Here is a 22293-nt window from a genome sequence, read left to right as displayed (position 1 = left end):
CAAGGAGAAATGCCATGGAGCCGGCTCCCCCGCCGCCCTCCGCGCCGCCCCCGGCGGCTCAGTCAACGCCGGAAGCCTCCGGCCCGCAGCACTCGCCGCTGGCCCGGGTGGGGCTGATTTGCTTCACGCTGCTGGTCGTGTACGCCAGCCTGTACCCGTTCTCGGGCTGGGTCGACAACGGCGTTTCGCCGTTTGCCTTCCTGAGCGCGCCCAAGCCGCGCTACATCACCGACTTCGATCTGCTGACCAATGTGCTGGGGTACTTCCCGTTCGGCGCGCTGGTGGTGCTGTCGCTGCATCCGCGCATGTCGGGCGGGCGCGCCACGCTGGTGGCGCTGGTGGCCGGGACGCTGCTGGCGGCCTGCATGGAGGCCTTCCAGACCTGGCTGCCAAGCCGCATCTCTTCCAATATCGACCTGATCACCAATGCGCTGGGCGCGCTGCTGGGAGGCGCGGTGGTGGCGCCGTTCACCCGGGCCCTGATCGACGACGGGCGCCTGACCCGCCTGCGCCATGCGTGGTTCGAGCCGCACGCCAGCTTTGCCATCATCCTGCTGCTGCTGTGGCCGTTTGCGCAGGTGTTTCCGCAAGAACACCTGTTCGGCATGGGCGGCATCGTGCGCGAATGGCTGACCGACCCGGAGTCCTGGCCGATGCAGGCGCTGCAGATGGTGTTCCCGCAGCTTGAGGCCTGGCAGGACCATATCGGCCTGCGGCCCGAGGACATGCAGAGCCAGCAGTTGCTGGAATCGCTGGTGACCGCCAGCAGCTGGGTCGGCACCGGCCTGTTCGCCTCGATCGCGATGCGCCGCAGCGCGCCGATGCTGCGCATCCTGGCCGGCCTGCTGGCCGCGGCGCTGCTGCTCAAGGCCACCGCGGCCGAACTGCAGTTTCCGTCCGAGAGCGCCTTTGTCTGGCTGTCCGAGGGCGGCCGCTTTGCCCTGCTGACCAGCTCGCTGGTGCTGGCGCTGCTGCTGTACCTGCCGCGCTGGCTGCGCGCGGTGCTGGCAATGGTGGCGCTGATCGTGCTGGTGGTGCTGACCAATGTGCTGCCATCCAACCCCTATGCGTGGATCTCGGAGCAAGGCTGGCGCATGGGCCGCTTCATCCACTTCAACAGCCTGGCGCAATGGCTGGGCTGGCTGTGGCCATTCCTGGCGTTCTGCTATGTGACCTGGCGCTTCGAACAGGTCAGCCTGCGCCGCCATGCCATGAAAAAAGCCGCGGCGCGCCGTGAGGCGGCCGCGGCCGGTACGCAGGAATAGGCACTAATGCAGTTGCCCGCCTTGCTCGCGCACATCGGCGCGGGTCGACAGCGCCGCCGCCACCGCCGCGCGCAATCCCTTCACCAGCGTTTCCTGCGCCAGGCTGGGCTGGCCCGGATGGCGCGCCGCCTGCTCGGGCAGGTAGGGGATATGGATAAAGCCACCGCGCACGTCGCCATCCGGCTGCTGCGCCAGCCGGTGCATCAGCCCATAGAAGACATGGTTGCAGACGAAGGTGCCGGCGGTCTGCGACACCGAGGCCGGCACGCCCGCCGCGCGCATGTCGCGCACCATCGCCTTGATCGGCAGCGTGGCAAAGTAGGCGGCCGGGCCGCCCGCGACGATGGCGGTATCGATCGGCTGGGCGCCGGCGTTGTCGGCAATGCGCGCATCGTCGACATTGATCGCCACGCGCTCCACCGACATTTCGGCGCGCCCGCCGGCCTGGCCCACGGCAATCACCAGCGCGGGCCCCAGCACGTCGACCAGCTCGCCGATGGTATCGATCGCCGCGCCGAACACGCACGGCAGCTGCCGCGCCACGATCACCGCGTCGCCCACGCGCTCGCCGTCGAGCACGCGCACGGCCTCCCATGAGGGATTGATCGGTTCATTCTCGAACGGCTCGAAGCCGGTCAGCAGCACAGTACGCATGGCAGGGCTCCGCGGTTACATCAGGAAGTACAGCAGCGCGATATTGGCCACCAGGATCGCCAGCGCGGTCGGCACCTGCGCGCGGATCACGGCGTTCTTGTCGTCGAGTTCCAGCAGCGCCGCCGGCACGATATTGAAGTTGGCCGCCATCGGCGTCATCAGCGTACCGCAATAGCCCGAGAACATGCCGATCGCCGCCATCACCGCCGGGTTGCCGCCGAACATGCCGACCAGGATCGGCACGCCCACGCCGCCGGTCATCACCGGGAAGGCCGCGAAGCCGTTGCCCATGATCACGGTGAACAGCGCCATGCCGACGCAATAGACCGCCACCGCCACCAGCTTGTAGTCCATGTTGATATAGGCGGTGGACAGGTGCGCCACGGCCTTGCCCACGCCCGCGTCGGCGAACACCAGGCCCAGCATCGCCAGCATCTGCGGCAGCACCAGCGCCCAGCCCAGCGACTCGGTCAGCCGGCGCGACTCGCGCAGGCCCTGCGCCACGGTGTCGCGCGTGAGCCAGCACACCACCGCCAGCGAGATCAGGCAGCCGATCCCGAGCGAGACAAAGGTCACGTTCTTGGGATCGAGCAGCGGCAGGCCGGCGATCTTGACGTCCTTGAACAGCATGGTGCCGATCACCGTCACCAGCGGGATCAGCAGCGCCGGGATGAACAGCTTGTTGCCCAGGCGGCGCGCACTGGCGCGGCGTTCTTCCTCGGGCAGGCTGTGGTGCTTGCCGTGGCCGACGCCGCCGAAGCCCGCAATCAGCGCCATCACCACCGCGCCGATGCCGACCGCGGCCGGCGGCAGCCGGTCGCCAATCAGGAACACGATCGCGTACAGCAGCCAGAACAGGCCGGTGCTGAGGCGGCGCGGATGCTCGCGGTCGGCGAAGGTCATCAGCGCGGTGATCGCCAGCACCAGGCCGGCGAGCCAGTAGAGATATTCGATGGAAACGATCATGGCGGGCTCCTTACTCCGCGCTCTTGGCAGGCACGGCGGCCGCGGCGGCCTTGCCGCCCAGTTCGCGCTCGAGCCAGCGGTCCAGGCGCTTCAGGCGCACGGCGTGGATCAGGAAGGCGCAGATCGCCGTGGGGATGCCCCACACGGCAATATGCAGCGGCTCCACGTCGATGTTCGACGACAGCAGGAAGGTATGCATCAGCGCGATCGCGCCGAAGGCCACGAAGATGTCCTCGCCAAAGAACAGGCCGACATTGTCGGTGGCGGCGCAGAACGCCAGCACGCGCTGGCGCACCGGCTCGGGCAGGTGGCCGAAGCGGTTCTCGGCCGCACCCTCGGCCATCGGCGCCAGCAGCGGGCGCACCATCTGCGGGTGCCCGCCCAGGCTGGTCAGGCCGATCGCGGCGGTCAGCTCGCGCACGCCCAGGTAGACGATCAGCAGGCGGCCAACCGTGGCCGAGGCAATGCGCGCGATCCATGCCTGCGCATGCTCGCGCAGCCCGTGCCGCTCCAGCAGGCCGATCACGGCCAGCGGCAGCAGGATGATCAGCGGCAGGTTGCGCGCCTTGACGAAGGCGGTGCCGATCGCCGAGAAGATCTGCATCAGCGGCATCGGCGCGGCCAGCCCCGTGGCCAGCGCGGCGAGCACCACCACCAGCATGGGATTGAAGCGCAGCACGAAGCCGATGATGATGACGCCGACCCCGACAAGGGGCCAGAGATTGACTGCCTGTTCCATAAGAGACACCAAACGAATGTGACGGAGGCGAGCGGACGGCAGCCGTGTCAGCGCACGACGGCGCCGGCCGCAGTGGATGCTGGCGGTTGAGACGGAGTGCTCAGTCGCCGGCGCGGACCGCGATGCCTTCCGCGCCCAGCCGTTCCCGGATGCGCCGCGCAAAGGCCAGCGCGTGGGCGCCGTCGCCGTGCAGACACACGGTTTCGGCTTGAATCGGTACCCAGGTGCCGTCGATGGCGCGCACGCGTTTCTCGCGCACCATGGTCAGGGTCTGGTTCAGGGCGACTTCCTCGTCCTCATGCAGCGCGCCCGGCGTGCCGCGCTTGACCAGCGTGCCGTCGGGGTTGTAGCCGCGGTCGGCAAAGACCTCCTGCTTGACGCGCAGGCCGGCCTCTTTGGCGATATCGATCATCTGGCTGCCGGCCAGGCCGAAGAACACCAGGTCGGCATCGAAGTCGCGCACCGCGCGCACGATGGCGCGGGCCAGCGCGGGGTCGCGCACGGCCTGGTTGTACAGCGCGCCATGCGGCTTGACGTGATGCAGCTCGCCGCCCTGCGCGCGCACGATCGCGTCGAGCGCGCCGATCTGGTACAGCACGTCGGCGTAGACGTGTTCCGGGTCGCGCTGCATCTCGGTGCGGCCGAAGTTCTCGCGGTCCGGGTAGCTCGGGTGCGCCCCGATCGCCACGCCGCGCTCCAGCGCCCACTTCACCGTCTGCAGCATGGTGGCCGCGTCGCCCGCGTGCCAGCCGCATGCGATATTGGCCGAACTGATCAGCGCCAGCAGCGCCTCGTCGTTGGCACAGCCTTCGCCAAGGTCAGCGTTCAAATCGATCTGCATTGCCATTCTCCTGTGCGGCGCACTGCGTCGCCCGATTGATGTTGCGCGTGCGCGCCTATGCCGCCACGCGCGTGCGTGCGCGCCGCCGCGCGGCGATGGGCATGCCATCGCCCTGCCACCGCAGCGCCTGGTCGATCTGGCGCAGGTAGCGCTCCAGCTCGGCCTGCGCCGCCTCTGCCTGCGCCAGCGTCACCTGCACGAAACGCACCGGCGCACCCAGCGGCACCTGCGCCAGCCGCCACAGGTCCGCGCCGATCACCACGCCGATCTTGGGATAGCCGCCGGTGGTCTGCGCATCGGCCATCAGCGCGATCGGCTGGCCGCCCGGCGGCACCTGCATCACGCCCGGCACCACGCCATGCGACAGCAGGTCGGCGCTGCGCTCGGCGCGCCGCGCCAGCGCGGGCCCGTTCAGGCGCAGCCCCATGCGGTTGCTGTTGGGCGTGACGGTCCAGTCGGCCTGCCACAGCGCGGCCTGCGAGGCCGCGTCGAAGTCTTCATATTCAGGCCCCGGCAGCATCCGGACCGGCGTGGCCTTGCCCGCGATGCTGGCGGGCAGGGCCCACGCCGGCGCCTGCACGCCGATCCAGTCGGTCTCGGCCGCCAGCCCCGGGCGCCCCGCCGCCAGGCGGTCGCCTTCCTGCAGCGCGCGCCCGCCCAGCCCGCCAAAGCCTGACTTCAGGTCGGTGCTGCGCGAGCCCATCACCGGCTCGACCTCGATGCCGCCCGCCACGCACAGGTACACGCGCGTGCCGCCGCGCGTCGACGGCAGCGTCAGCGTCTCGCCCTTGTGCACGTCAAAGGCATGCCACGACCACACCGGCACGCCGTCCAGGTTGGCGCCGCATTCGGCACCAGCCAGCGCCACGCGCATATCGGCATGGAAGCGCAGCGCGGCGCGGCCCAGCGTGAATTCAATGGCGGCGCAGCCCGGCGCATTGCCGAGCAGGCGGTTGCCCACCTCCACCGCCAGCATGTCCATGGCCCCGCAACGGCCCACGCCAAAACGGCGAAAGCCGGTACGGCCCAGGTCCTGCACCGAGGCGAGCGCACCGGGACGAATGATTTCGATCACGCGATGATTTCCTCGGCAACAAAGCGCACGGTATCGCCGGGCGCAAACAGGGACGGCGGATCCCGGTCCGCCACGAAGAGCTCGGCATCGGTGCGCCCGATCAGCTGCCAGCCGCCCGGCAGCACCGCCGGATAGATCCCGGTCTGCTCGCCGCCAATGCCGACCGACCCGGCCGGCACCGCCACCCGCGGCTCACGCCGGCGCGGCGTGGCCAGCTCCGGCGCCAGCCCGCCCATATAGGCAAATCCCGGCTGGAAACCCAGGAAGTAGACGACGTACTCGCCGGCAGCGTGGCGGCGCACCACTTCCCGCGGCGTCAGCCCGGTATGGGCCGCCACATCGCCCAGGTCCGGGCCATGCTCACCGCCGTAGCGCACCGGGATCTCCACCAGCTTGCCGGTGGCATTGCGCGCCTCGCCGGAGGCCCAGGCGAGCTTCAGGTTGCGCTCCAGCGCGTCCACATCGGCGCTGCCGTCGAAGATCACGGTCAAATTGTTCATGCCCGGCACCACGTCCACCACCCCGCGCCAGTCCTCGGCCCGGGCAGCCATCGCCCAGATCCGGCGCTGGACTTCCAGCGAGGCGGGGGGAGCCACGCTGTACAGCAGCGCCTGCTCGGCGAGTCGGTGGACGGTGCAGTTCATGAGATTCCCGGTAGCGCACTTGCTACCAGTTTAGGCAGGCAAGCCGGAATGTGACGTGCTTGTATTTCATCGATAATTTATCGATGAATTCATCATATCGAAATGAGACGAGGAGAAACAGTCAGGATTGACCCTAGGGGCGCAAGGGCCACTGCGACCGGCTGCACCATGGCCGGGCACCAAAGAAAAACGGCCGGGAAATCCCGGCCGTCTCTGCTCGATCAGTGTGCAACGCTGTCGTTCAGGCAAACCCCGCCTGATGCGCCTGCTGGTCAGCATGGTACGAACTGCGCACCATCGCCCCCACCGCAGCGTGGGTGAAGCCCATCTTGTAAGCCTCTTCCTCGAACATCTTGAAGGTGTCGGGATGGACGTAGCGCAGCACCGGCAGGTGGTGGTTCGACGGCGCCAGGTACTGGCCGATGGTCAGCATGTCGATATCGTGGGCGCGCATGTCGCGCATGACTTCGAGGATTTCCTCGTCGGTCTCGCCCAGGCCCACCATCAGGCCGGACTTGGTCGGCACGTTGGGGTTGCGGCGCTTGAATTCCTGCAGCAGCTTGAGCGAGTGCTCATAGTCCGCGCCCGGGCGGGCCTGCTTGTACAGGCGCGGCACGGTTTCCATGTTGTGGTTCATCACGTCCGGGGGGCACGCCTGCAGGATGTCCAGCGCCTTGTCCAGGCGGCCGCGGAAGTCGGGCACCAGCACTTCGATGCGGGTGGCGGGCGACAGCTCGCGCGTCTGCGAGATGCAGTCGACATAGTGCTGGGCGCCGCCGTCGCGCAGGTCGTCGCGGTCGACGCTGGTGATCACCACGTAGTTCAGCTTGAGCTGGGCGATGGTGCGGGCCAGGTTGCCCGGCTCGTTCACGTCGAGCGGATCGGGACGGCCGTGGCCGACGTCGCAGAACGGGCAGCGGCGCGTGCACTTGTCGCCCATGATCATGAAGGTGGCGGTGCCCTTGCCAAAGCATTCACCGATGTTGGGGCAGCTCGCTTCCTCGCACACCGTCACCAGGTTGTTGGCACGCAGGATGTCCTTGATCTCGTAGAAGCGTGAGCTGCCAGTGGCGGCCTTGACGCGGATCCAGTCCGGCTTCTTGAGCTTTTCGGCCGGCACGATCTTGATGGGGATGCGTGCGGTCTTGTCGGCCGACTTCTGCTTGCGGGTCGGGTCATACTGCTCCGCGGGGGACTGCGGGGCTTCGCTGGAAGTGGCGATCAGGGCGTCGCTCATACATTTCTCCGCACGCGCTCAGCGTGCATTTCGCTTTTGACTAGGAGGCCGGGGCCGTCTCACCCGGCTGCTTCGCTTCAGCCGGGGCGGCAGTTCCTTCGGCAGCCAGCGCACGGGCTTCGTGCGCTGCCAGCACCTCGCACAATGCTGCCGCCAGGCGCTGTGCGATTTCCGGTTGTTGTGCCGCGGTCACGGGCAAGGGGGCGCCGTTGGCATCCGCCGCCGCGAAGGTGGCGCCCGCGCTGGCCATGTCGACTGTTTCCAGCCCGGCATAGCCGCAGGGATTGATGCGCAGGAACGGCGACAGGTCCATCTGCACGTTGAGGCTGACGCCGTGGTAGCTGCAGCCGTTGCGGATCTTGAGGCCGAGCGCGGCAATCTTGGCGCCCTGGCGCGGCCCGTTGGACAAATAGATGCCGGGGGCGCCGGGCTTGCGTTCGGCTGCGAGATTATACGCCGCGAGCGTGTCCAGCACCGCCTGCTCGATGCCGTGCACGAGTTCGCGCACCATCAGGCGGCGGCGGCGCAGATCGAGCAGCAAATAGGCCACGACCTGGCCGGGACCGTGATATGTGATCTGCCCGCCACGATCGATCTGCACGACGGGAATCTGGTCGTCCGGGGCGAGCAGGTGCGCGGGGTCGCCCGCCTGGCCCAGGGTGTAGACCGGCGGATGCTCGACCAGCCAGACCTGGTCGGGCGTCTCGGGCGTGCGTGCGGCGGTGAAGGCGCGCATCGCGTCGAAACACGGCTGATAGTCCTCGCGGCCGCGTTCGATGACTTGAATCGGATGCATGGCGAGAGTGTAACGAAAAGGGCCGGCTTGCGCCGGCCCTGCCTCGGTCACTTCTGCTGCCCGCTCAGGGCGTGGTCCGGCGGGAATCGTCCGATGCGTCACGCGACCAGACCAGGCGCAGATGCCCGCGACCGCGGTGTGATGCGGACGATGCCCCGCCGGGCTTCGGCTCAGGATGCGGTGACCTGGTCCTGGTTAGGCGTCCATTCGGTGCCTCGAACCAGACGGCGCAGGCTGCGATACACCAGGTGCGGCACATCAGCCAGCGCCAGCGCCGGGCGACGCGCTTCCGCGATCAGGGCGAGGCGCACTGGTTCCGGCGCACGCGGGTCAACGCTCAGCACCACCTCGTCACCGGAGCGCAGCAGCAGGCTGCCGCCACAACGCAGCCAGTAGTCCTCCGAATCGTTCTCGCGGGTCAGCCATACGTCGGTGCCGCGGGCCTCTTCGACATGCAGGCGCTGGGCAGCATGCACCGACAGCGTGGTGACTTCGCCAGGATTCAGGGTGAACACGGTCGTTGTGAGCACGGTTTTCATGGTGGTTCTCCGTTCAGCCGGCCTCGGCGGGGATACGCCAGACACAGTACGAATTCGCGGCGGGGCACCGGAACTGGCCCGGCAAGGGGACCAGGCCAGTTAAATCCTATGAATATCGCCGTGAAGTAAATGACTACTGCGGGGGCCGGTGATGGAATATTAGTGATTGCCCGACCACTATCAAAACGATATATTTTCTTTGTTCTTGTTAGACAAACTCACATACACACGACCGCCTGGAGACCACCATGGCCTGGAAAAGTGCCTGGGAAAAGGACCTGCCGCGCGGCTGGCACCGCGAGCTGCCGCGCCTGCCGGCGCTGACCGCGCTGCGCGCCTTCGAGGCCGCGGCGCGGCACGAGAGCTTTTCGCGCGCGGCCACGGAGCTGTTTGTCACGCACGGCGCGGTCAGCCACCAGATCCGCGCGCTGGAAGACGAACTGGGCATGCCGCTGTTCGAGCGCCACGGCAAGCGCGTCGCGCTGACGCCGTCGGGGCGCCTCTATGCCGAGCGCGTGCGTGACGCGCTGCTGCAGATCGCCGATGCCACGCGCGCGCTGCAGGCCGGCAACCGCGACAAGCGCCTCACCATCAGCACCATGCCGTCGTTTGCCGCGCGCTGGCTGACGCCGCGCATCGGCAGCTTTATCGAGCGCCACCCGGAGCTGGATGTCGAGCTGCTGTCGTCGAACACGCTGGTCAACTTTGCGCACGAGGAAGTCGATATCGCGCTGCGCATGGGCAGCGGCGACTATCCCGGCCTGTACGTGGAACGGCTGCTGGACGATGTCTTCTTCCCGGTCTGCAGCCCCGGCTTCAATGGCGGCCGCCTGCCCGGGCGGCCGCAGGACATGGCGGGGCTGCCGCTGCTGCGCGGCGAGGGCGATCCGTGGAAGCCGTGGTTCGAGGCCGCCGGGCTGGGCTGGCCCGAGCCGCGCAAGGGCCTGCTGCTGGAAGATTCCTCGCTGCTGCTGCAGGCCGCGTCCGAAGGCCAGGGCATTGCGCTGATCCGCTCCTCGCTGGCCTACAACGACCTGCTGGCCGGGCGCGTGGTGCGGCTGTTCGATGTCAGCATCCCCTGTCCATGGCTGCTGTACTTCGTATGCGCGCCGGGCTCATTGAACCTGCCCAAGGTGCAGGCATTCCGCGGCTGGCTGCTGCCCGAGATCGAGCGCTTCCGCGAGGTGCTGGCGCAGTGGGAGTGAACTAGTCTTCCGGCGCTTCGCCGGAGTCAGCAGGATCGGCGGCTGCGTCCGCCGCCGGCGTGGCGCGCGCCCGGCCGGCCCGCGGATGGGCCTTGTCGTAGACCTTCGCCAGATGCTGGAAATCGAGCGCGGTATAGACCTGCGTGGTCGAGATGCTGGCATGGCCCAGCATCTCCTGCACCGCGCGCAGGTCGCCCGACGACTGCAGCACGTGGGTGGCAAACGAATGCCGCAGCATATGCGGATGCACATCGGCCGGCACGCCGGCGCGCAGCGCCTGCTGCTTGAGCCGCAACTGCACGGTGCGCATCGACAGGCGCCGCCCGCGCGGACCGAGGAACAGGGCGTGGGCATCTTCCGGCAAGGCGCCGGGGCGCAGCATCGTGTCGCGCACCGCCAGCCAGGCGTGCAGCGCCTCGATGGCCTTGCTGCCGACCGGCACCGAGCGCTGGCGCGAACCCTTGCCGGTCACGGTGACTTCCGCCCCGGCCAGGTCGAGCCAGCCGCTGGAGCGGTAGCCGTCGGCATCGGCATAGCGCAGGTCCAGCTGCACCAGCTCGGACAGCCGCAGCCCGCTTGAATAGAACAGCTCATGGACCGCATGGTCACGCAGTGCCTGGGCATCCGTGCCGGCAGGATGCGCGACCAGTGCCACCGCATGTTCGACCGACAGGGCCTTGGGCAGCGCGTGGCCAGAGCGCGGCGCGCGCACGCCGTCGACCGGGTTCACCGTGACGCCATGGCCGTGGCGCGCCGCCCACTGGAAGAAGCCGCGCCAGGCCGACAAGGTGCGCGCGATGCTGGTGCCGACCAGCCCGGCGCCATGCAGCCGCGCGGCAAAGTTGCGGATATGGTGGGTCTGCAGTGCCAGCAGGGCCACGCCGGGCGCATAACGCGCCGCGTGCCCCTGCAGCACGCGCAGGTCGCGGCTGTAGCTGGTCAGCGTGTGCTCGGCCAGCTTGCGGCTGCCGCGCAGCCAGTCCAGGTAGCGCGTGACCAGCGGCTCGGGTGCCGGCGGCGGGCCGTCGCTGGCAGGAGCGATATCCGCAACCACGCTGCGGGGCGGCCGGCGTGCAGTCATGGCGTCAGGCGTGGGCCGCCGCGCCTCAGTCGCGCAGCCGGTGCAGCGCGGCGCCGGCGACTTCGCCGATCTGCGACAGGTAGGCGGTGCCCATGCCTTCGTGGAAACGGCGCGGATCGGGCGAGCCCAGCACCAGCAGGCCAAAGGCTGCGCCGCGCACGTCGGCACCGGCCTCGGCATCGCCGGCACGCACCGGCACGCGCAGCGTCACCATCGCCAGCGAGGTGATATCGTCGCGCTCCAGCAGCCCCGCGGCCTCGAAGCCGCCGTTGCTGCCGCAGTACGGCGCACGCAGGCCTTCGGCAAAGATGCGCAGGTCTTCGCTGGCGCCCTGCGCCACTTCCATATGGACGTATTGCTCGGCCACATCCCACAGCCTGAGCGCCACCGCCGGCACATCGAACACCTGCTGCAGGCCGTCCTGCACCGCATAGGGCAGCGCGTGCGAATCGGCCTCGGCCAGCAGGCGCAGCTGCCAGGCATGCATGCGCTGCTGGGTGCGGTCGTTGTCATGGCCGTGGCGGACCAGGTCCGCCAGGCGCAGCTCCAGGCCCTTGTTCTTCTCGCGCAGGATTTCCATCTGGCGTTCCTGCAGCGACACGGCGCGGTGGCTGTGCGGGCTGGTCAGCTGCACCGCGGCCAGCAGCTCGGCGTGTTCTTCGAAGAATTCGGGGTGGCTCTGCAGGTAGGCGGCAACGTCTTGGGCGTTCATGGGGCGTGGACCGGTAGAGGTAAAGTGGGTGGCAGTTTAGCAAAGGGGACCGGCGGCACAGCCGCGGCCCCCTTTTTACAGGCTGCGCTAGTGTCCTGTTCCGCAAGTAACTTGCCAAAATTTCATGGCAAGGTATTTGCAGAACAGGACACTAGGTCTGGATCAGCCGCTTCTGCCGCGAAATGCTCATCAGAATGCCGATGCCCGCGCCCAGCGTCACCAGCGCGGTGCCGCCATAGCTCATCAGCGGCAGCGGCACGCCCACCACTGGCAGGATGCCGCTGACCATGCCCATGTTGACGAAGGCATAGGTGAAGAAGATCAGCGTGATCGATCCCGCCAGCAGCCGCGAGAACAGCGTCGGCGCATTGGCCGCGATAAACAGGCCGCGGAAGATCAGCAGCAGGTACAGCACCAGCAGCACCGCATTGCCGATCAGGCCGAACTCTTCCGAGTACACCGCGAAGATAAAGTCGGTGTGCTTTTCCGGGATGAATTCCAGGTGCGTCTGCGTGCCCTTGAGCCAGCCCTTGCCTTCGACCCCGCCGGAGCCGATGGCAATGATCGACTGGATCGTGTGGAAGCCCTTGCCGAGCGGATCGCTGGTGGGGTCCAGCAGCGTGCAGACGCGGTGCTGCTGGTAGTCGTGCAGCACCGGCCAGTTCACGCCCGGCGCGCACATATCGTTCTGGAACGTGATCAGCAGCGTGATCGCTACCACCAGCAGCCCCAGCAGCGGCAGGATCAGCCGCCACGACAGGCCGGCGAAGTAGATCACGTACACGCCCGCGGCCATCACCAGCAGTGCCGTGCCCAGGTCAGGCTGCTTGGCGATCAGGCCGACCGGGATCAGCAGCAGCCCCAGCGCCACCACGAAGTCGAACCACTTGATCACGCCCTCGCGCTTCTGGAAATACCAGGCCAGCATCAGCGGCATCGAGATCTTCATGATCTCGGACGGCTGGATCACCATGCCGACATAGAGCCAGCGGCGCGCGCCCTTGCGGATCAGGCCGAACATGGCCACCGCGATCAGCAGCGCCACCCCGACCGTGTAGATCGGCACCGCCACCCGCATCAGCGTCTGCGTGGGCAGGTAGGCGATCACGATCATCACCACATAAGACAGCAGGATATTGCGCAGCTGGTCCTCGACCCGGCCCGGCATGTCAATGGCGGCCGAGTACAGCGCCACGATGCCGGTGGCGAACAGCAGGAAGACGATCAGCGAGAGTGGTTTGTCAAAACCGGTCAGCGCGGTCTTGATCAGGGACAGGACGCGGCGTCGATCCATGCGCGTCTCCTTCAGCGAGTGGCGTCGGCACCGCTGGCTGCCTTGGCAGCCACGGGCTTGACGCGTGGTTTGGGCGCGGGCGCCTTGGCCGGCACGACCGGCGCGGAAGCCGGCGGCGGCACCTTCGGCTTGCTGTGGCCCAGCGCCTGCAGCATGCGTTCATCCAGCGTCTGCACGGCCGAGGCCGGTGCGATCGCGGCCGGGTCCAGCGCCGCCGCGATCGCGTCAGACGCCCCGGCACGCGCGCCCGACGCCGCGGCGACCGCGCTGGCGGCCGCGCCGCTGGCCGGTGCGCTGCCGCTCGACATCACCGTGGCGCTGGCAATGCTGGCGGTCTGGCCGGTGGTGAACACGCTCGGCGTAGCCACCGGCGGGCGGCCCGCCATGCGCTCGGCTTCCGGCGGCGCGATCGCCTCCAGCTCCGCAGGCCATTTGCCGGTCAGGTAGTAATCCATCACCTTGCGCGCGATCGGCGCGGCCACCGCCGCCCCGAAGCCGGCGTTCTCGACGATCAGCGCAATCGCGATCCTGGGGTTGTCCGCGGGCGCGAAGGCCGTGTACAGCGAGTGGTCGCGCTTGCGCTCGTCCAGCGCGTGGTGGTTGTACTTCTCGCCCTTGGCCAGGCTGTAGGTCTGCGCCGTGCCGGTCTTGCCCGCCGACTCATAGGCGGCGCCGGCAAACACGCGCGCGGCCGTGCCGGAATGCGTCACCGCCACCATGGCGCGCTTGATCACGTTGATGTCGGCCTGCTTGAGCGGGATCGTGTAGCTTTCCTTGGGCACGGTCAGCGTGCGCTTGCGCGTGACCGCGTCCTCCACGGCCTTGACCAGGTGGGGCTTCATCACCTTGCCGTCGTTGACGATGACCGAGGTGGCCTGCGCCAGCTGCAGGATGGTGAAGCTGTTGTAGCCCTGGCCGATGCCCAGCGAGATGGTCTCGCCGTCGTACCACCTCTGCTGCTCGGGCTTGCGGTATGCCTTGCGCTTCCAGTCGGTGGACGGCAGGATGCCGCGGCTTTCGCCCTCGATGTCGATGCCCGTGATCTGGCCGAAGCCCAGCGGCTTCATGAAGTCATGGATGCCGTTGACGCCCATGTCGCGCGCCAGCGCGTAGTAGTAGGTGTCGCACGAATGCACGATCGAGCTGTGCATGTCGACCCAGCCATGGCCGCCCGGCTTGTCGTCGCGGAAGGTATGGTTGCCCAGCGTGAAGAAGCCGGGGTCGGACATGCCCCAGGCCGCGGTGCGCTTGCCGGTGGTCAGCGCGGCCAGCGCCATGAACGGCTTGTAGGTCGAGCCCGGCGGGTAGGTGCCGCGCAGCGGGCGGTTCAGCAGTGGCTTGTCGGGCGAGTTGTTGAGCTCGTTCCAGGTATTGGTGTCGATGCCTTCGACGAACAGGTTGGGGTCGTAGGTCGGCTTGGAGACAAAGGCCAGGATGTCGCCGGTGGACGGCTCGATCGCCACCAGTGCGCCGCGGCGGTTGCCGTAGAGCGCCTCGGCCAGCTGCTGCAGGCGGATGTCCAGCGACAGGATCAGGTTGTTGCCAGGCGTGGCGGGTGAGGTCGACAGCGTGCGGATGGGGCGCCCGCCCGCGCTCACTTCCACTTCCTCGAAACCGGTCAGGCCGTGCAGCTCGCTCTCGTAGCTCTGCTCCAGGCCGATCTTGCCGATGTAATTGGTGCCCTTGTAGTTGTCGGCATCCTTGCGCGGATCGTATTTGGCGCCGTCGGCATCGTTGGCCTCGTCCATGGCCTCGATGCGTTCCTGGTCGCGCTGCGAGATGCGGCCCAGGTAGCCGACCACGTGCGAAGCCGATTCGCCCAGCGGGTACTGCCGGAACAGCCGCGCGCGCACATCCACGCCCGGGAAGCGGAAGCGCTGCGCTGAGAAGCGCGCCACTTCCTCGTCGCTCAGCTGGCTGCGGATCGGCAGGCTTTCAAAGCTGCGCGATTCTTCCATCAGCCGCTTGAAGCGGCGCCGGTCGCGCGGCTGGATATCCACCAGGCCTGACAGGCTCTCGATGGTGTTGTCCAGCGTATCGGTCAGCTTGGACGGCGTGATCTCCAGCGTGTACGCCGAATAATTGCGCGCCAGCACGATCCCGTTGCGGTCCATGATGATGCCGCGGTTGGGCTCGATCGGCGCCACCGAGATGCGGTTGTCCTCGGCCTTGGCCGAGTACTGGTCATGCTTGTACCACTGCAGCCACAGGAAGCGCGTGAACAGCAGGCCAAAGCAGATCACCGTGAACAGGGCCGCGGCCGCCACGCGGATGCGGAAGCGGCCGATTTCCAGTTCGACGTTGCGGATTTCGGTCATGGTACTGCGTTGGCCAGGGATGAGCGTTTAGGTGCGGTCAGGTGCGTGCGGCGTCAGATCGGACGGGTCTCGTCGACATCGCTCGAACGGCGCTGCGGCGCCAGCAGCAGGCTGGTGGCCAGCGGCCACAGCAGCGCCTCGATCGCCGGTGCCAGCAGCAGATGCCAGCCCGGCAGCGGCGCGCCCATGGCCAGCCGGATCAGCACCGGCACCGCGTGCACGATGAACAGCAGCGGCAGCACGTGCAGCGCCTGGGTATAGACGGTGAACCACAGCACGCGGCGGTGGATGGTGATGGCAAAGTAGGCCAGCAGAGTGTAGGCCAGCGCGTGCTCGCCCAGCAGCCGGGCATCGTGCACGTCCATCAGCAGGCCCAGCAGGAAGGCCACGCCCATGCCCACCTTGCGCGGCTGGTGGATGTTCCAGAACACCAGCACCAGCGCCACCATGTCGGGGACCCACAGCGTGGTGCCCCAGGGCATCAGGTTGAACAGGAACGCCAGCACGAAGCTGAAGGCGATAAAGGCGGGATTGACCGGCCGCAGCAGGTATTGGGGATTGGTCACCGTGGTGCCTCCTTGGCGGGCGCGGCCTTGGCAGCCGCTGCGCTATCGGCGGCAGCGCGTGCCGCAGCGGACTTGGCGCCCTTGACCGGCGCCTCCGGCTTGGCCTCGACCGTTTCCCGCGCGGGAATGGCCGCGTCGTAGCGCACCACCAGCAGCAGGCGGTGCGCGCGCACGCCGGCCACCGGCTCGCAGTACACGCGCGAGAACGCGGTATCGGCCTTGCGCTCGATATGGACGATCTTTGCCACCGGCAGGCCCGGCGGGTAGGTGCCGTCCAGGCCCGAGGTCACCAGCAGGTCGCCCTGCTGCAGGTCGGCGGCGGCGGCCATGAAGCGCAGGTCCAGCTGGCCCGCGCGCGCGCCGCCGAAGGCCACGCTGCGCAGCCCGTTGCGCACCACCTGCACGGGGATGGCCTGGTCCTTGTCGGTGAGCAGCGTCACCTCGGACTGGAACGGCGACACGCGCGTGACCTGCCCCACCACGCCGCGCTCGTCGATCACCGGGTAGCCGGCGCGCAGGCCGTGCTGGCTACCCTTGTCGATCACGATGCGCTGGGTGTAGGGATCGCGCGCGTCATACAGGATCTCGGCGGCCGTTACCGGCGTGGCCGACTGCTGCGCCAGCCCGAGCAGCTTGCGCAACTGGTTGTTCTCGGACTCCAGCTGCGCCTGGCGCACCGAGGCCTGGGCCTGCTGCACGGCGTTCTGGCGCAGTTCGCGGTTTTCGGTGGCGAGCATCGCCGACGACTGCGCATAGTCGAACATCGTGCGCAGCGCGTCGCGCGGCGTCAGCACCAGGCGTTCGACCGGCATCAGCACGGTGGCGGCAACCTGCCGGCCCACGCTGAGCGCGTCGAAACGGGCATCGACCACCAGCAGCGCCAGCGCGATACCCACGTACAGGACCAGCCTGGCGACAGCCGAGGTGCCTTGCTTGAAGAGCGGCGGAGGGGAGTAATCCATTTACCCGAACAAAGGCCGAAGCCCACGCGGAAACGCCCCGCCGCCCGCCGTGCCGCGCCCGGGTCCCTTGCGGGGACGGGAGCGGCAAGGCCGGGCGGCGGGAACTGCCAGGGCCTGGCCCCGGCGGATGAGGCGCCGCGACGCCGCCCTGATCGCTGGATCCGGCAGGCCGCGCATCGCCACGTGAGCGTCCTTCTTACTCGTAGGAGAAGATGCTGCCGAGCTTGTCCATGCGTTCCAGTGCCATGCCGGAGCCGCGCACCACGCAGGTCAGCGGGTCTTCGGCCACCAGCACCGGCAGGCCGGTTTCTTCCGCCAGCAGGCGGTCCAGGTCGCGCAGCAGCGCACCACCGCCGGTCAGCATCATGCCGCGTTCGGCGATGTCGGCGCCCAGTTCGGGCGGGGTCTGTTCCAGTGCGATCTTCACCGCCGACACGATCTGGTTCAGCGGATCGGTCAGGGCTTCGAGGATTTCATTGGACGACACGGTGAAGGCGCGCGGGATGCCTTCGGACAGGTTGCGGCCCTTGACTTCCATCTCGCGGACTTCGGAGCCCGGGAAGGCCGAGCCGATTTCCTTCTTGATCGCTTCAGCGGTCTGTTCGCCGATCAGCATGCCGTAGTTGCGGCGGATGTAGTTGACGATGGCCTCGTCGAACTTGTCGCCGCCCACGCGCACCGAACCCTTGTAGACCATGCCGCCCAGCGAGATGATGCCCACCTCGGTGGTGCCGCCGCCGATATCCACCACCATCGAGCCCGACGGCTCGGACACCGGCAGGCCGGCGCCGATCGCGGCCGACATCGGCTCCTCGATCAGGTAGACCTGGCTGGCACCGGCGCCCAGCGCCGATTCGCGGATGGCGCGGCGCTCGACCTGGGTCGAGCCGCACGGCACGCAGATGATGATGCGCGGGCTCGGGCGCAGCAGCTTGCTGTCGTGCACCATCTTGATGAATTGCTTGAGCATCTGCTCGGTCACGGTGAAGTCGGCGATCACGCCGTCCTTCATCGGGCGGATCGCCTCGATATTGCCCGGCACCTTGCCCAGCATCTGCTTGGCTTCCTTGCCCACCGCCGTGATGGTCTTCTTGGCGTTGGGGCCGCCTTCCTGGCGGATCGCGACGACCGAGGGCTCGTCCAGCACGATGCCCTTGTCGCGCATGTAGATCAGCGTGTTGGCGGTGCCGAGGTCGATCGCCAGGTCGTTGGAGAAGTAGCTGCGGAGAAATCCGAACATCAGGAATCCTGTCTGTGGTGGTGTTCGCGGGTAGGCGAAGCGGCCGGCACCGCGAACGGCCCGGCCACGAAATACGTTGTGTTGAATACGGAATGGTTCCCGGCTTCCCGGTCCGCCCGCCGTCCGGCACGGGGCTGCCCGGGCCGGGATGGAATGGGAACGGCAATCGCCGGCGCACCGCGCGCGCCGGCCCTACGGGAACCTTTGATTAGACCCCGCGGAAAAGTTCGCGGAAATGTGCAGGCACCGGCGCACCATATCGAATCACTGCGACATGCGCTGGCCGGCTGCAGAGGCCTAATCAGAGGACCCAGGTCCGCCCTTCGGGCGCCTGAGGATGCCAGGCGCAGGCGCGCCTGCCAGCGGCCGGCTTGCGGCCATGTGGCGTAAGCGTTGCCAAGGGTCGGTAACTCGCAATGATACCTTATAATTCCTGCTGCTTCGGGCGTTTACAGCCTGAAAATACCTGTAATTCCGACGACTCCGGGGCGCCACTCCGGCGCCCCCGGTCAGGCCATGGGCCGTGCGACGCAGCCGCCCCATGAGCCAGCCGCCGGCGCAGCCCGTGCCCCCCGCATCCGAGCATCCGAACCACCACGCCATGGCCCTCGCTCTATCCGACGTCAAGCGCATCGCCCACCTGGCCCGCATCGAAACCAGCGATGACGAGGCCGCCCAGACGCTTGCGCAGCTGAACAACTTTTTCTCGCTGGTCGAGCAGATGCAGGCGGTCGACACCACCGGCATCGAGCCGCTGGCCCACCCGCTGTCTGCCGTGCGCGACATGGTCCAGCGCCTGCGCGAGGACGTGGTCACCGAATCCGACCGCCGCGCCGACTACCAGCGCCCCGCGCCGGCCACCGAAGACGGCCTGTACCTGGTGCCCAAGGTCATCGAATGACCGCCGCCCGGCCCGGACCCGACGCACCCGTGCATGCCTGTCCGGCGCCGGCCACCCGCCAGTACGCCACCCCTGATGCCAACCGACTGTCATGCCCTTTTCCGCTGATTCCGTGACCTCCCTGCGCCAGCTAGCCGATGCGCTGGCCGCGCGCTCCGTCTCCGCCGAGGAACTCGCACGCGAGTACCTGGCCCGCATCGAGCAGGCCGCCGCGCTCAACGCGTTTATCCACGTCGATGCCGAGCGGACCCTGGCGCAGGCGCGCGCCGCCGACGAGCGCCGCGCCCGCGGCGAGGCCGCGCCGCTGACCGGCGTGCCGATCGCGCACAAGGATGTGTTCGTCACGCGCGGCTGGCGTGCCACCGCCGGCTCGAAGATGCTGGCCAACTATGAAAGCCCGTTCGACGCCACCGTGGTCGAGCGCATGGCCGCGGCCGGCATGGTCACGCTGGGCAAGACCAATATGGACGAGTTCGCGATGGGCTCGTCCAACGAGAACTCGCATTTCGGCCCGGTGCGCAACCCCTGGGACACCAGCCGCGTGCCCGGCGGCTCGTCGGGCGGCTCGGCCGCGGCCGTGGCCGCCGGCCTGGCCCCCGCCGCCACCGGCACCGACACCGGCGGCTCGATCCGCCAGCCGTCGTCGTTCTCCGGCATCACCGGGATCAAGCCGACCTATGGCCGCGTGTCGCGCTACGGCATGATCGCCTTCGCCTCGTCGCTGGACCAGGCCGGCCCGATGGCCCATAGCGCCGAAGACTGCGCGCTGCTGCTCAACGCCATGGCCGGCTTCGACCCCAGGGACTCCACCAGCATCACACCCGCGCAGGGCGGCGTGGACGAGGACTACACCCGCCTGCTGGGCCAGCCGCGCGCCGGCGCCACTGCCGAGCGCCCGCTCGCAGGCCTGCGCATCGGCCTGCCGAAGGAATACTTCGGCAAGGGCCTGTCGGCCGACGTCGAGCAGGCCGTGCGCGCCGCGCTGGCCGAGTATGAAAAGCTGGGCGCCACGCTGGTCGAGGTGACGCTGCCCAAGACCGAGCTGTCGATCCCGGTGTACTACGTGATCGCGCCGGCCGAGGCCTCGTCCAACCTGTCGCGCTTTGACGGCGTGCGCTATGGCCACCGCGCGGCCGAATACCGCGACCTGCTCGACATGTACAAGAAGAGCCGCGCCGAAGGCTTCGGCGCCGAGGTCAAGCGCCGCATCATGGTCGGCACCTATGTGCTGTCGCATGGCTACTACGACGCCTACTACCTGCAGGCGCAGAAGATCCGCCGCATCATCGCCGACGACTTCCAGCGCGCCTTCGCCCAGTGCGACGTGATCATGGGGCCGGTGGCGCCGACGGTGGCGTGGAAACTGGGCGAGAAGACCTCGGACCCGGTGCAGATGTACCTGGCCGACATCTTCACGCTGTCCACCAGCCTGGCCGGCCTGCCCGGCATGAGCGTGCCGTGCGGCTTCGGCGAGGCCGGCATGCCGGTGGGCCTGCAGCTGATCGGCAACTACTTCGACGAGGCGCGCCTGCTGCAGACCGCGCACGCGTTCCAGCAGGCGACCGACTGGCACCTGCGCCGTCCCGGCAAGGCATGAACATGACCGCGCGCTCCCCGCTGACCCTGCGCCTGATGGCCGCGGCCGCGCTCGCCGCGGCGGTGGCCGGCTGCATCCCGCTGCCGGGCGGGCTGGGCCGGCCCGCTCCAATCGCCAGCCGCGACATCGACCTGGCCGGCGACTGCCGCCGCACCGAGGAAGACGGCTTCCGCGAAGACGCCCAGCTGCGCGTGTCGGACAACAGCGTGCAGCAGCTGTCGTGGAAGCTGTGGGTAGGCAAGCGCGGCTCGTGCAGCTTCAACCTCGCTGACTTCCGCCAGGTCCAGAAGAAGCCGCATATCGAGCTGCGCGCCAATGACGGCAGCGGCTGCAAGCTGATGGTCTGGCAGGACCCGCGCCGCGTTACGCTGGCGCACGCCAACTGCCAGCAGCGCTGCACCCCCGGCATCTACGAAGAAGCCTGGCCCGTGATGTTCGAGCCAGGCAGCGGCGCCTGCGCCCGCACGCGCTGAAGCCACCGAAGCCGGCCATGACCCACGCACCCGCCACCCCGCAACGCCCGCCGCGCACCGCCCGTCCGGCGGTGGCGGTGCTGCGCGCCGCGGTGGCACTGGGGCTGGGCGCATGGCTGGCCGGCGCATCCGCGCATACACCGGAACTGCCCGCGCCCGCGCTGGCGCAGCCGGCGCCGCTGACGCCCGCCGGCGTGCTGGCGCCGAATGCGGTGAGCCGGGCCGCGCCAGGATCCGCGGCCACGGCACCCATGCCGGCGCAGCGTGTCCAGCTGCGCGGCGATGCGGCCACGCCCGCGCTCACCGCCTACTGGTTCCTGCCGCGCGAGGGCGCCACCCCGCGCGCGCTGCCGGTGGTGGTGGCGTTGCACGGCTGCGGCGGCCTGCTATCCGCGCGCCCCGCGCGCGCGGCGGGTGCCGCCGGAACCGCCCAGGCGGACGTTTCCGGACTGCTGCAGCAACGCTACCGCGAATACGCGCACTGGCTGAACGAGCGCGGCTATGCCGTGCTGATGCCCGACAGCTTCAGCGCGCGCGGCAGGCCCCACGGCATCTGCTCCGAACCCATCGACGCGCGCGGCATCGACGACCGTACGCGCCGCGCCGATGCGCTGGCCGCGCTGCGCTGGGTGGCGCAGCAGCCGGCGGTCGATACCGCGCGCATCGTGCTGCTGGGCTGGTCCAACGGCGCGCAGGCGGTGCTGGCCACCGTCGATGCCAGCCGCCCGTGGCCGGCCGGCACGCCCCAGGTGGAGCGCGCGGTGGCGTTCTACCCGGGCTGCAAGCGCGCCGTGCAGCAGCACAACTTCCGCCTGCGCGCGCCGATGCTGCTGATGATCGGCGGCGCCGACGACTGGACCCCCGCCACCCGCTGCGCCATGCTGCAGAGCGCGGTGCTGGCGCGCCAGCCGGGCGCGCGCTTCCGGCTGGAGATCTACCCGGGCGCCTATCACGGCTTCGACGGCACCAGCGAGCTGCATATGCGCCGCGACGTGCCGGCGGGCATGCGCAAGACCCAGGGCGTCACCGTCGGCGGCGATGCGGTGGCCCGCGTGGCCGCGCTGGCCCAGCTCGACTCATGGCTTGCCAGCCCCGACCCCTGACGGCCGGGGCAAGACCAGACTGAACCCGGGGCGGCTGCGCCGCTCCACCGCTACAGACAGAACCGAAAGAACCGAACAGGAATAC

22 protein-coding genes are annotated in these 22293 nt (G+C 68.7%); 6 read left to right on the top strand and 16 right to left on the bottom strand.

Going from position 1 to position 22293, the window contains the following annotated elements; all coding sequences use genetic code 11:
• Positions 1–14: 14 nt before the first annotated feature.
• Complete coding sequence (locus AC3WLF_RS16175) at positions 15–1265, top strand: VanZ family protein (RefSeq protein ID WP_492320786.1); 1251 nt, start codon at positions 15–17, stop codon at positions 1263–1265.
• A 3-nt stretch (positions 1266–1268) separates the two neighbouring features.
• Here the strand turns inward: AC3WLF_RS16175 and pcp are convergent, their stop codons facing one another.
• The 9 genes from pcp to AC3WLF_RS16130 form a co-directional block, all read right to left on the bottom strand.
• On the bottom strand, positions 1269–1919 hold the full coding sequence (gene pcp, locus AC3WLF_RS16170) for a pyroglutamyl-peptidase I (protein ID WP_492353298.1): 651 nt from the start codon (positions 1917–1919) through the stop codon (positions 1269–1271).
• A gap of 15 nt (positions 1920–1934) precedes the next feature.
• Complete coding sequence (locus tag AC3WLF_RS16165; RefSeq protein ID WP_492320788.1) at positions 1935–2885, bottom strand: DUF979 domain-containing protein; 951 nt, start codon at positions 2883–2885, stop codon at positions 1935–1937.
• Between the two features lie 10 nt (positions 2886–2895).
• Positions 2896–3624 (bottom strand): DUF969 domain-containing protein, encoded by a 729-nt coding sequence (locus tag AC3WLF_RS16160; protein ID WP_492320789.1) that lies wholly within the window; start codon positions 3622–3624, stop codon positions 2896–2898.
• A gap of 100 nt (positions 3625–3724) precedes the next feature.
• Positions 3725–4465: a 5-oxoprolinase subunit PxpA gene (gene pxpA, locus AC3WLF_RS16155; RefSeq protein WP_492320790.1), complete on the bottom strand. Its 741-nt coding sequence runs from the start codon at positions 4463–4465 to the stop codon at positions 3725–3727.
• A 55-nt stretch (positions 4466–4520) separates the two neighbouring features.
• Positions 4521–5540 carry a 5-oxoprolinase subunit C family protein gene (locus AC3WLF_RS16150; RefSeq protein WP_492320791.1) on the bottom strand — a complete coding sequence of 340 codons (1020 nt, stop codon included), beginning with the start codon at positions 5538–5540 and terminating at the stop codon, positions 4521–4523.
• Positions 5537–6184, bottom strand: coding sequence for a 5-oxoprolinase subunit PxpB (gene pxpB, locus AC3WLF_RS16145; RefSeq protein ID WP_010811490.1), 648 nt, complete (start codon positions 6182–6184; stop codon positions 5537–5539). Before pxpB ends, AC3WLF_RS16150 begins: the two co-directional genes overlap by 4 nt.
• 241 nt (positions 6185–6425) lie before the next feature.
• A complete protein-coding gene (gene lipA, locus AC3WLF_RS16140) occupies positions 6426–7421 on the bottom strand; it encodes a lipoyl synthase (protein WP_010811489.1) in 996 nt (331 codons plus the stop codon).
• Positions 7422–7461: 40 nt separating this feature from the next.
• Positions 7462–8217 (bottom strand): lipoyl(octanoyl) transferase LipB, encoded by a 756-nt coding sequence (lipB, locus tag AC3WLF_RS16135; RefSeq protein WP_492320817.1) that lies wholly within the window; start codon positions 8215–8217, stop codon positions 7462–7464.
• A gap of 170 nt (positions 8218–8387) precedes the next feature.
• Positions 8388–8756 carry a DUF2917 domain-containing protein gene (locus AC3WLF_RS16130; protein ID WP_492358497.1) on the bottom strand — a complete coding sequence of 123 codons (369 nt, stop codon included), beginning with the start codon at positions 8754–8756 and terminating at the stop codon, positions 8388–8390.
• Between the two features lie 248 nt (positions 8757–9004).
• On the opposite strand from AC3WLF_RS16130, the gene AC3WLF_RS16125 reads away from it, so the two are divergent.
• The gene (locus AC3WLF_RS16125; protein WP_492320793.1) at positions 9005–9961 is read left to right on the top strand and encodes a transcriptional regulator GcvA; all 957 of its coding nucleotides are present in this window, start codon (positions 9005–9007) and stop codon (positions 9959–9961) included.
• Between the two features lies 1 nt (position 9962).
• On the opposite strand, the gene AC3WLF_RS16120 is transcribed toward AC3WLF_RS16125, so the two are convergent.
• From AC3WLF_RS16120 to AC3WLF_RS16090, 7 genes are all read right to left on the bottom strand, one after another.
• Complete coding sequence (locus tag AC3WLF_RS16120; RefSeq protein WP_492358496.1) at positions 9963–11042, bottom strand: tyrosine recombinase XerC; 1080 nt, start codon at positions 11040–11042, stop codon at positions 9963–9965.
• Between the two features lie 25 nt (positions 11043–11067).
• On the bottom strand, positions 11068–11754 hold the full coding sequence (locus AC3WLF_RS16115; protein WP_010811484.1) for a DUF484 family protein: 687 nt from the start codon (positions 11752–11754) through the stop codon (positions 11068–11070).
• A 151-nt stretch (positions 11755–11905) separates the two neighbouring features.
• On the bottom strand, positions 11906–13048 hold the full coding sequence (gene rodA / locus AC3WLF_RS16110) for a rod shape-determining protein RodA (RefSeq protein ID WP_010811483.1): 1143 nt from the start codon (positions 13046–13048) through the stop codon (positions 11906–11908).
• An 11-nt stretch (positions 13049–13059) separates the two neighbouring features.
• On the bottom strand, positions 13060–15366 hold the full coding sequence (gene mrdA / locus AC3WLF_RS16105; RefSeq protein WP_492358495.1) for a penicillin-binding protein 2: 2307 nt from the start codon (positions 15364–15366) through the stop codon (positions 13060–13062).
• Between the two features lie 53 nt (positions 15367–15419).
• Positions 15420–15932 (bottom strand): rod shape-determining protein MreD, encoded by a 513-nt coding sequence (gene mreD, locus AC3WLF_RS16100; protein WP_492353007.1) that lies wholly within the window; start codon positions 15930–15932, stop codon positions 15420–15422.
• On the bottom strand, positions 15929–16894 hold the full coding sequence (mreC, locus tag AC3WLF_RS16095; RefSeq protein ID WP_010811480.1) for a rod shape-determining protein MreC: 966 nt from the start codon (positions 16892–16894) through the stop codon (positions 15929–15931). The genes mreD and mreC overlap by 4 nt, the downstream gene beginning before the upstream one ends.
• Before the next feature lie 196 nt (positions 16895–17090).
• A complete protein-coding gene (locus AC3WLF_RS16090) occupies positions 17091–18134 on the bottom strand; it encodes a rod shape-determining protein (RefSeq protein ID WP_008648066.1) in 1044 nt (347 codons plus the stop codon).
• A 601-nt stretch (positions 18135–18735) separates the two neighbouring features.
• Here AC3WLF_RS16090 and gatC point away from each other — a divergent pair.
• From gatC to AC3WLF_RS16070, 4 genes are all read left to right on the top strand, one after another.
• On the top strand, positions 18736–19035 hold the full coding sequence (gatC, locus tag AC3WLF_RS16085) for an Asp-tRNA(Asn)/Glu-tRNA(Gln) amidotransferase subunit GatC (RefSeq protein WP_035819367.1): 300 nt from the start codon (positions 18736–18738) through the stop codon (positions 19033–19035).
• Between the two features lie 91 nt (positions 19036–19126).
• A complete protein-coding gene (gene gatA, locus AC3WLF_RS16080; RefSeq protein ID WP_492353006.1) occupies positions 19127–20632 on the top strand; it encodes an Asp-tRNA(Asn)/Glu-tRNA(Gln) amidotransferase subunit GatA in 1506 nt (501 codons plus the stop codon).
• Positions 20629–21105 carry a hypothetical protein gene (locus tag AC3WLF_RS16075; RefSeq protein WP_492353005.1) on the top strand — a complete coding sequence of 159 codons (477 nt, stop codon included), beginning with the start codon at positions 20629–20631 and terminating at the stop codon, positions 21103–21105. The genes gatA and AC3WLF_RS16075 overlap by 4 nt, the downstream gene beginning before the upstream one ends.
• A 17-nt stretch (positions 21106–21122) precedes the next feature.
• Positions 21123–22208 (top strand): dienelactone hydrolase family protein, encoded by a 1086-nt coding sequence (locus tag AC3WLF_RS16070; RefSeq protein WP_492353004.1) that lies wholly within the window; start codon positions 21123–21125, stop codon positions 22206–22208.
• Positions 22209–22293 lie beyond the last annotated feature (85 nt).

The organism is Cupriavidus sp. FW306-01-F10A, assembly GCF_058782785.1.
This window is presented reverse-complemented; position numbering and strand designations above follow the sequence as displayed.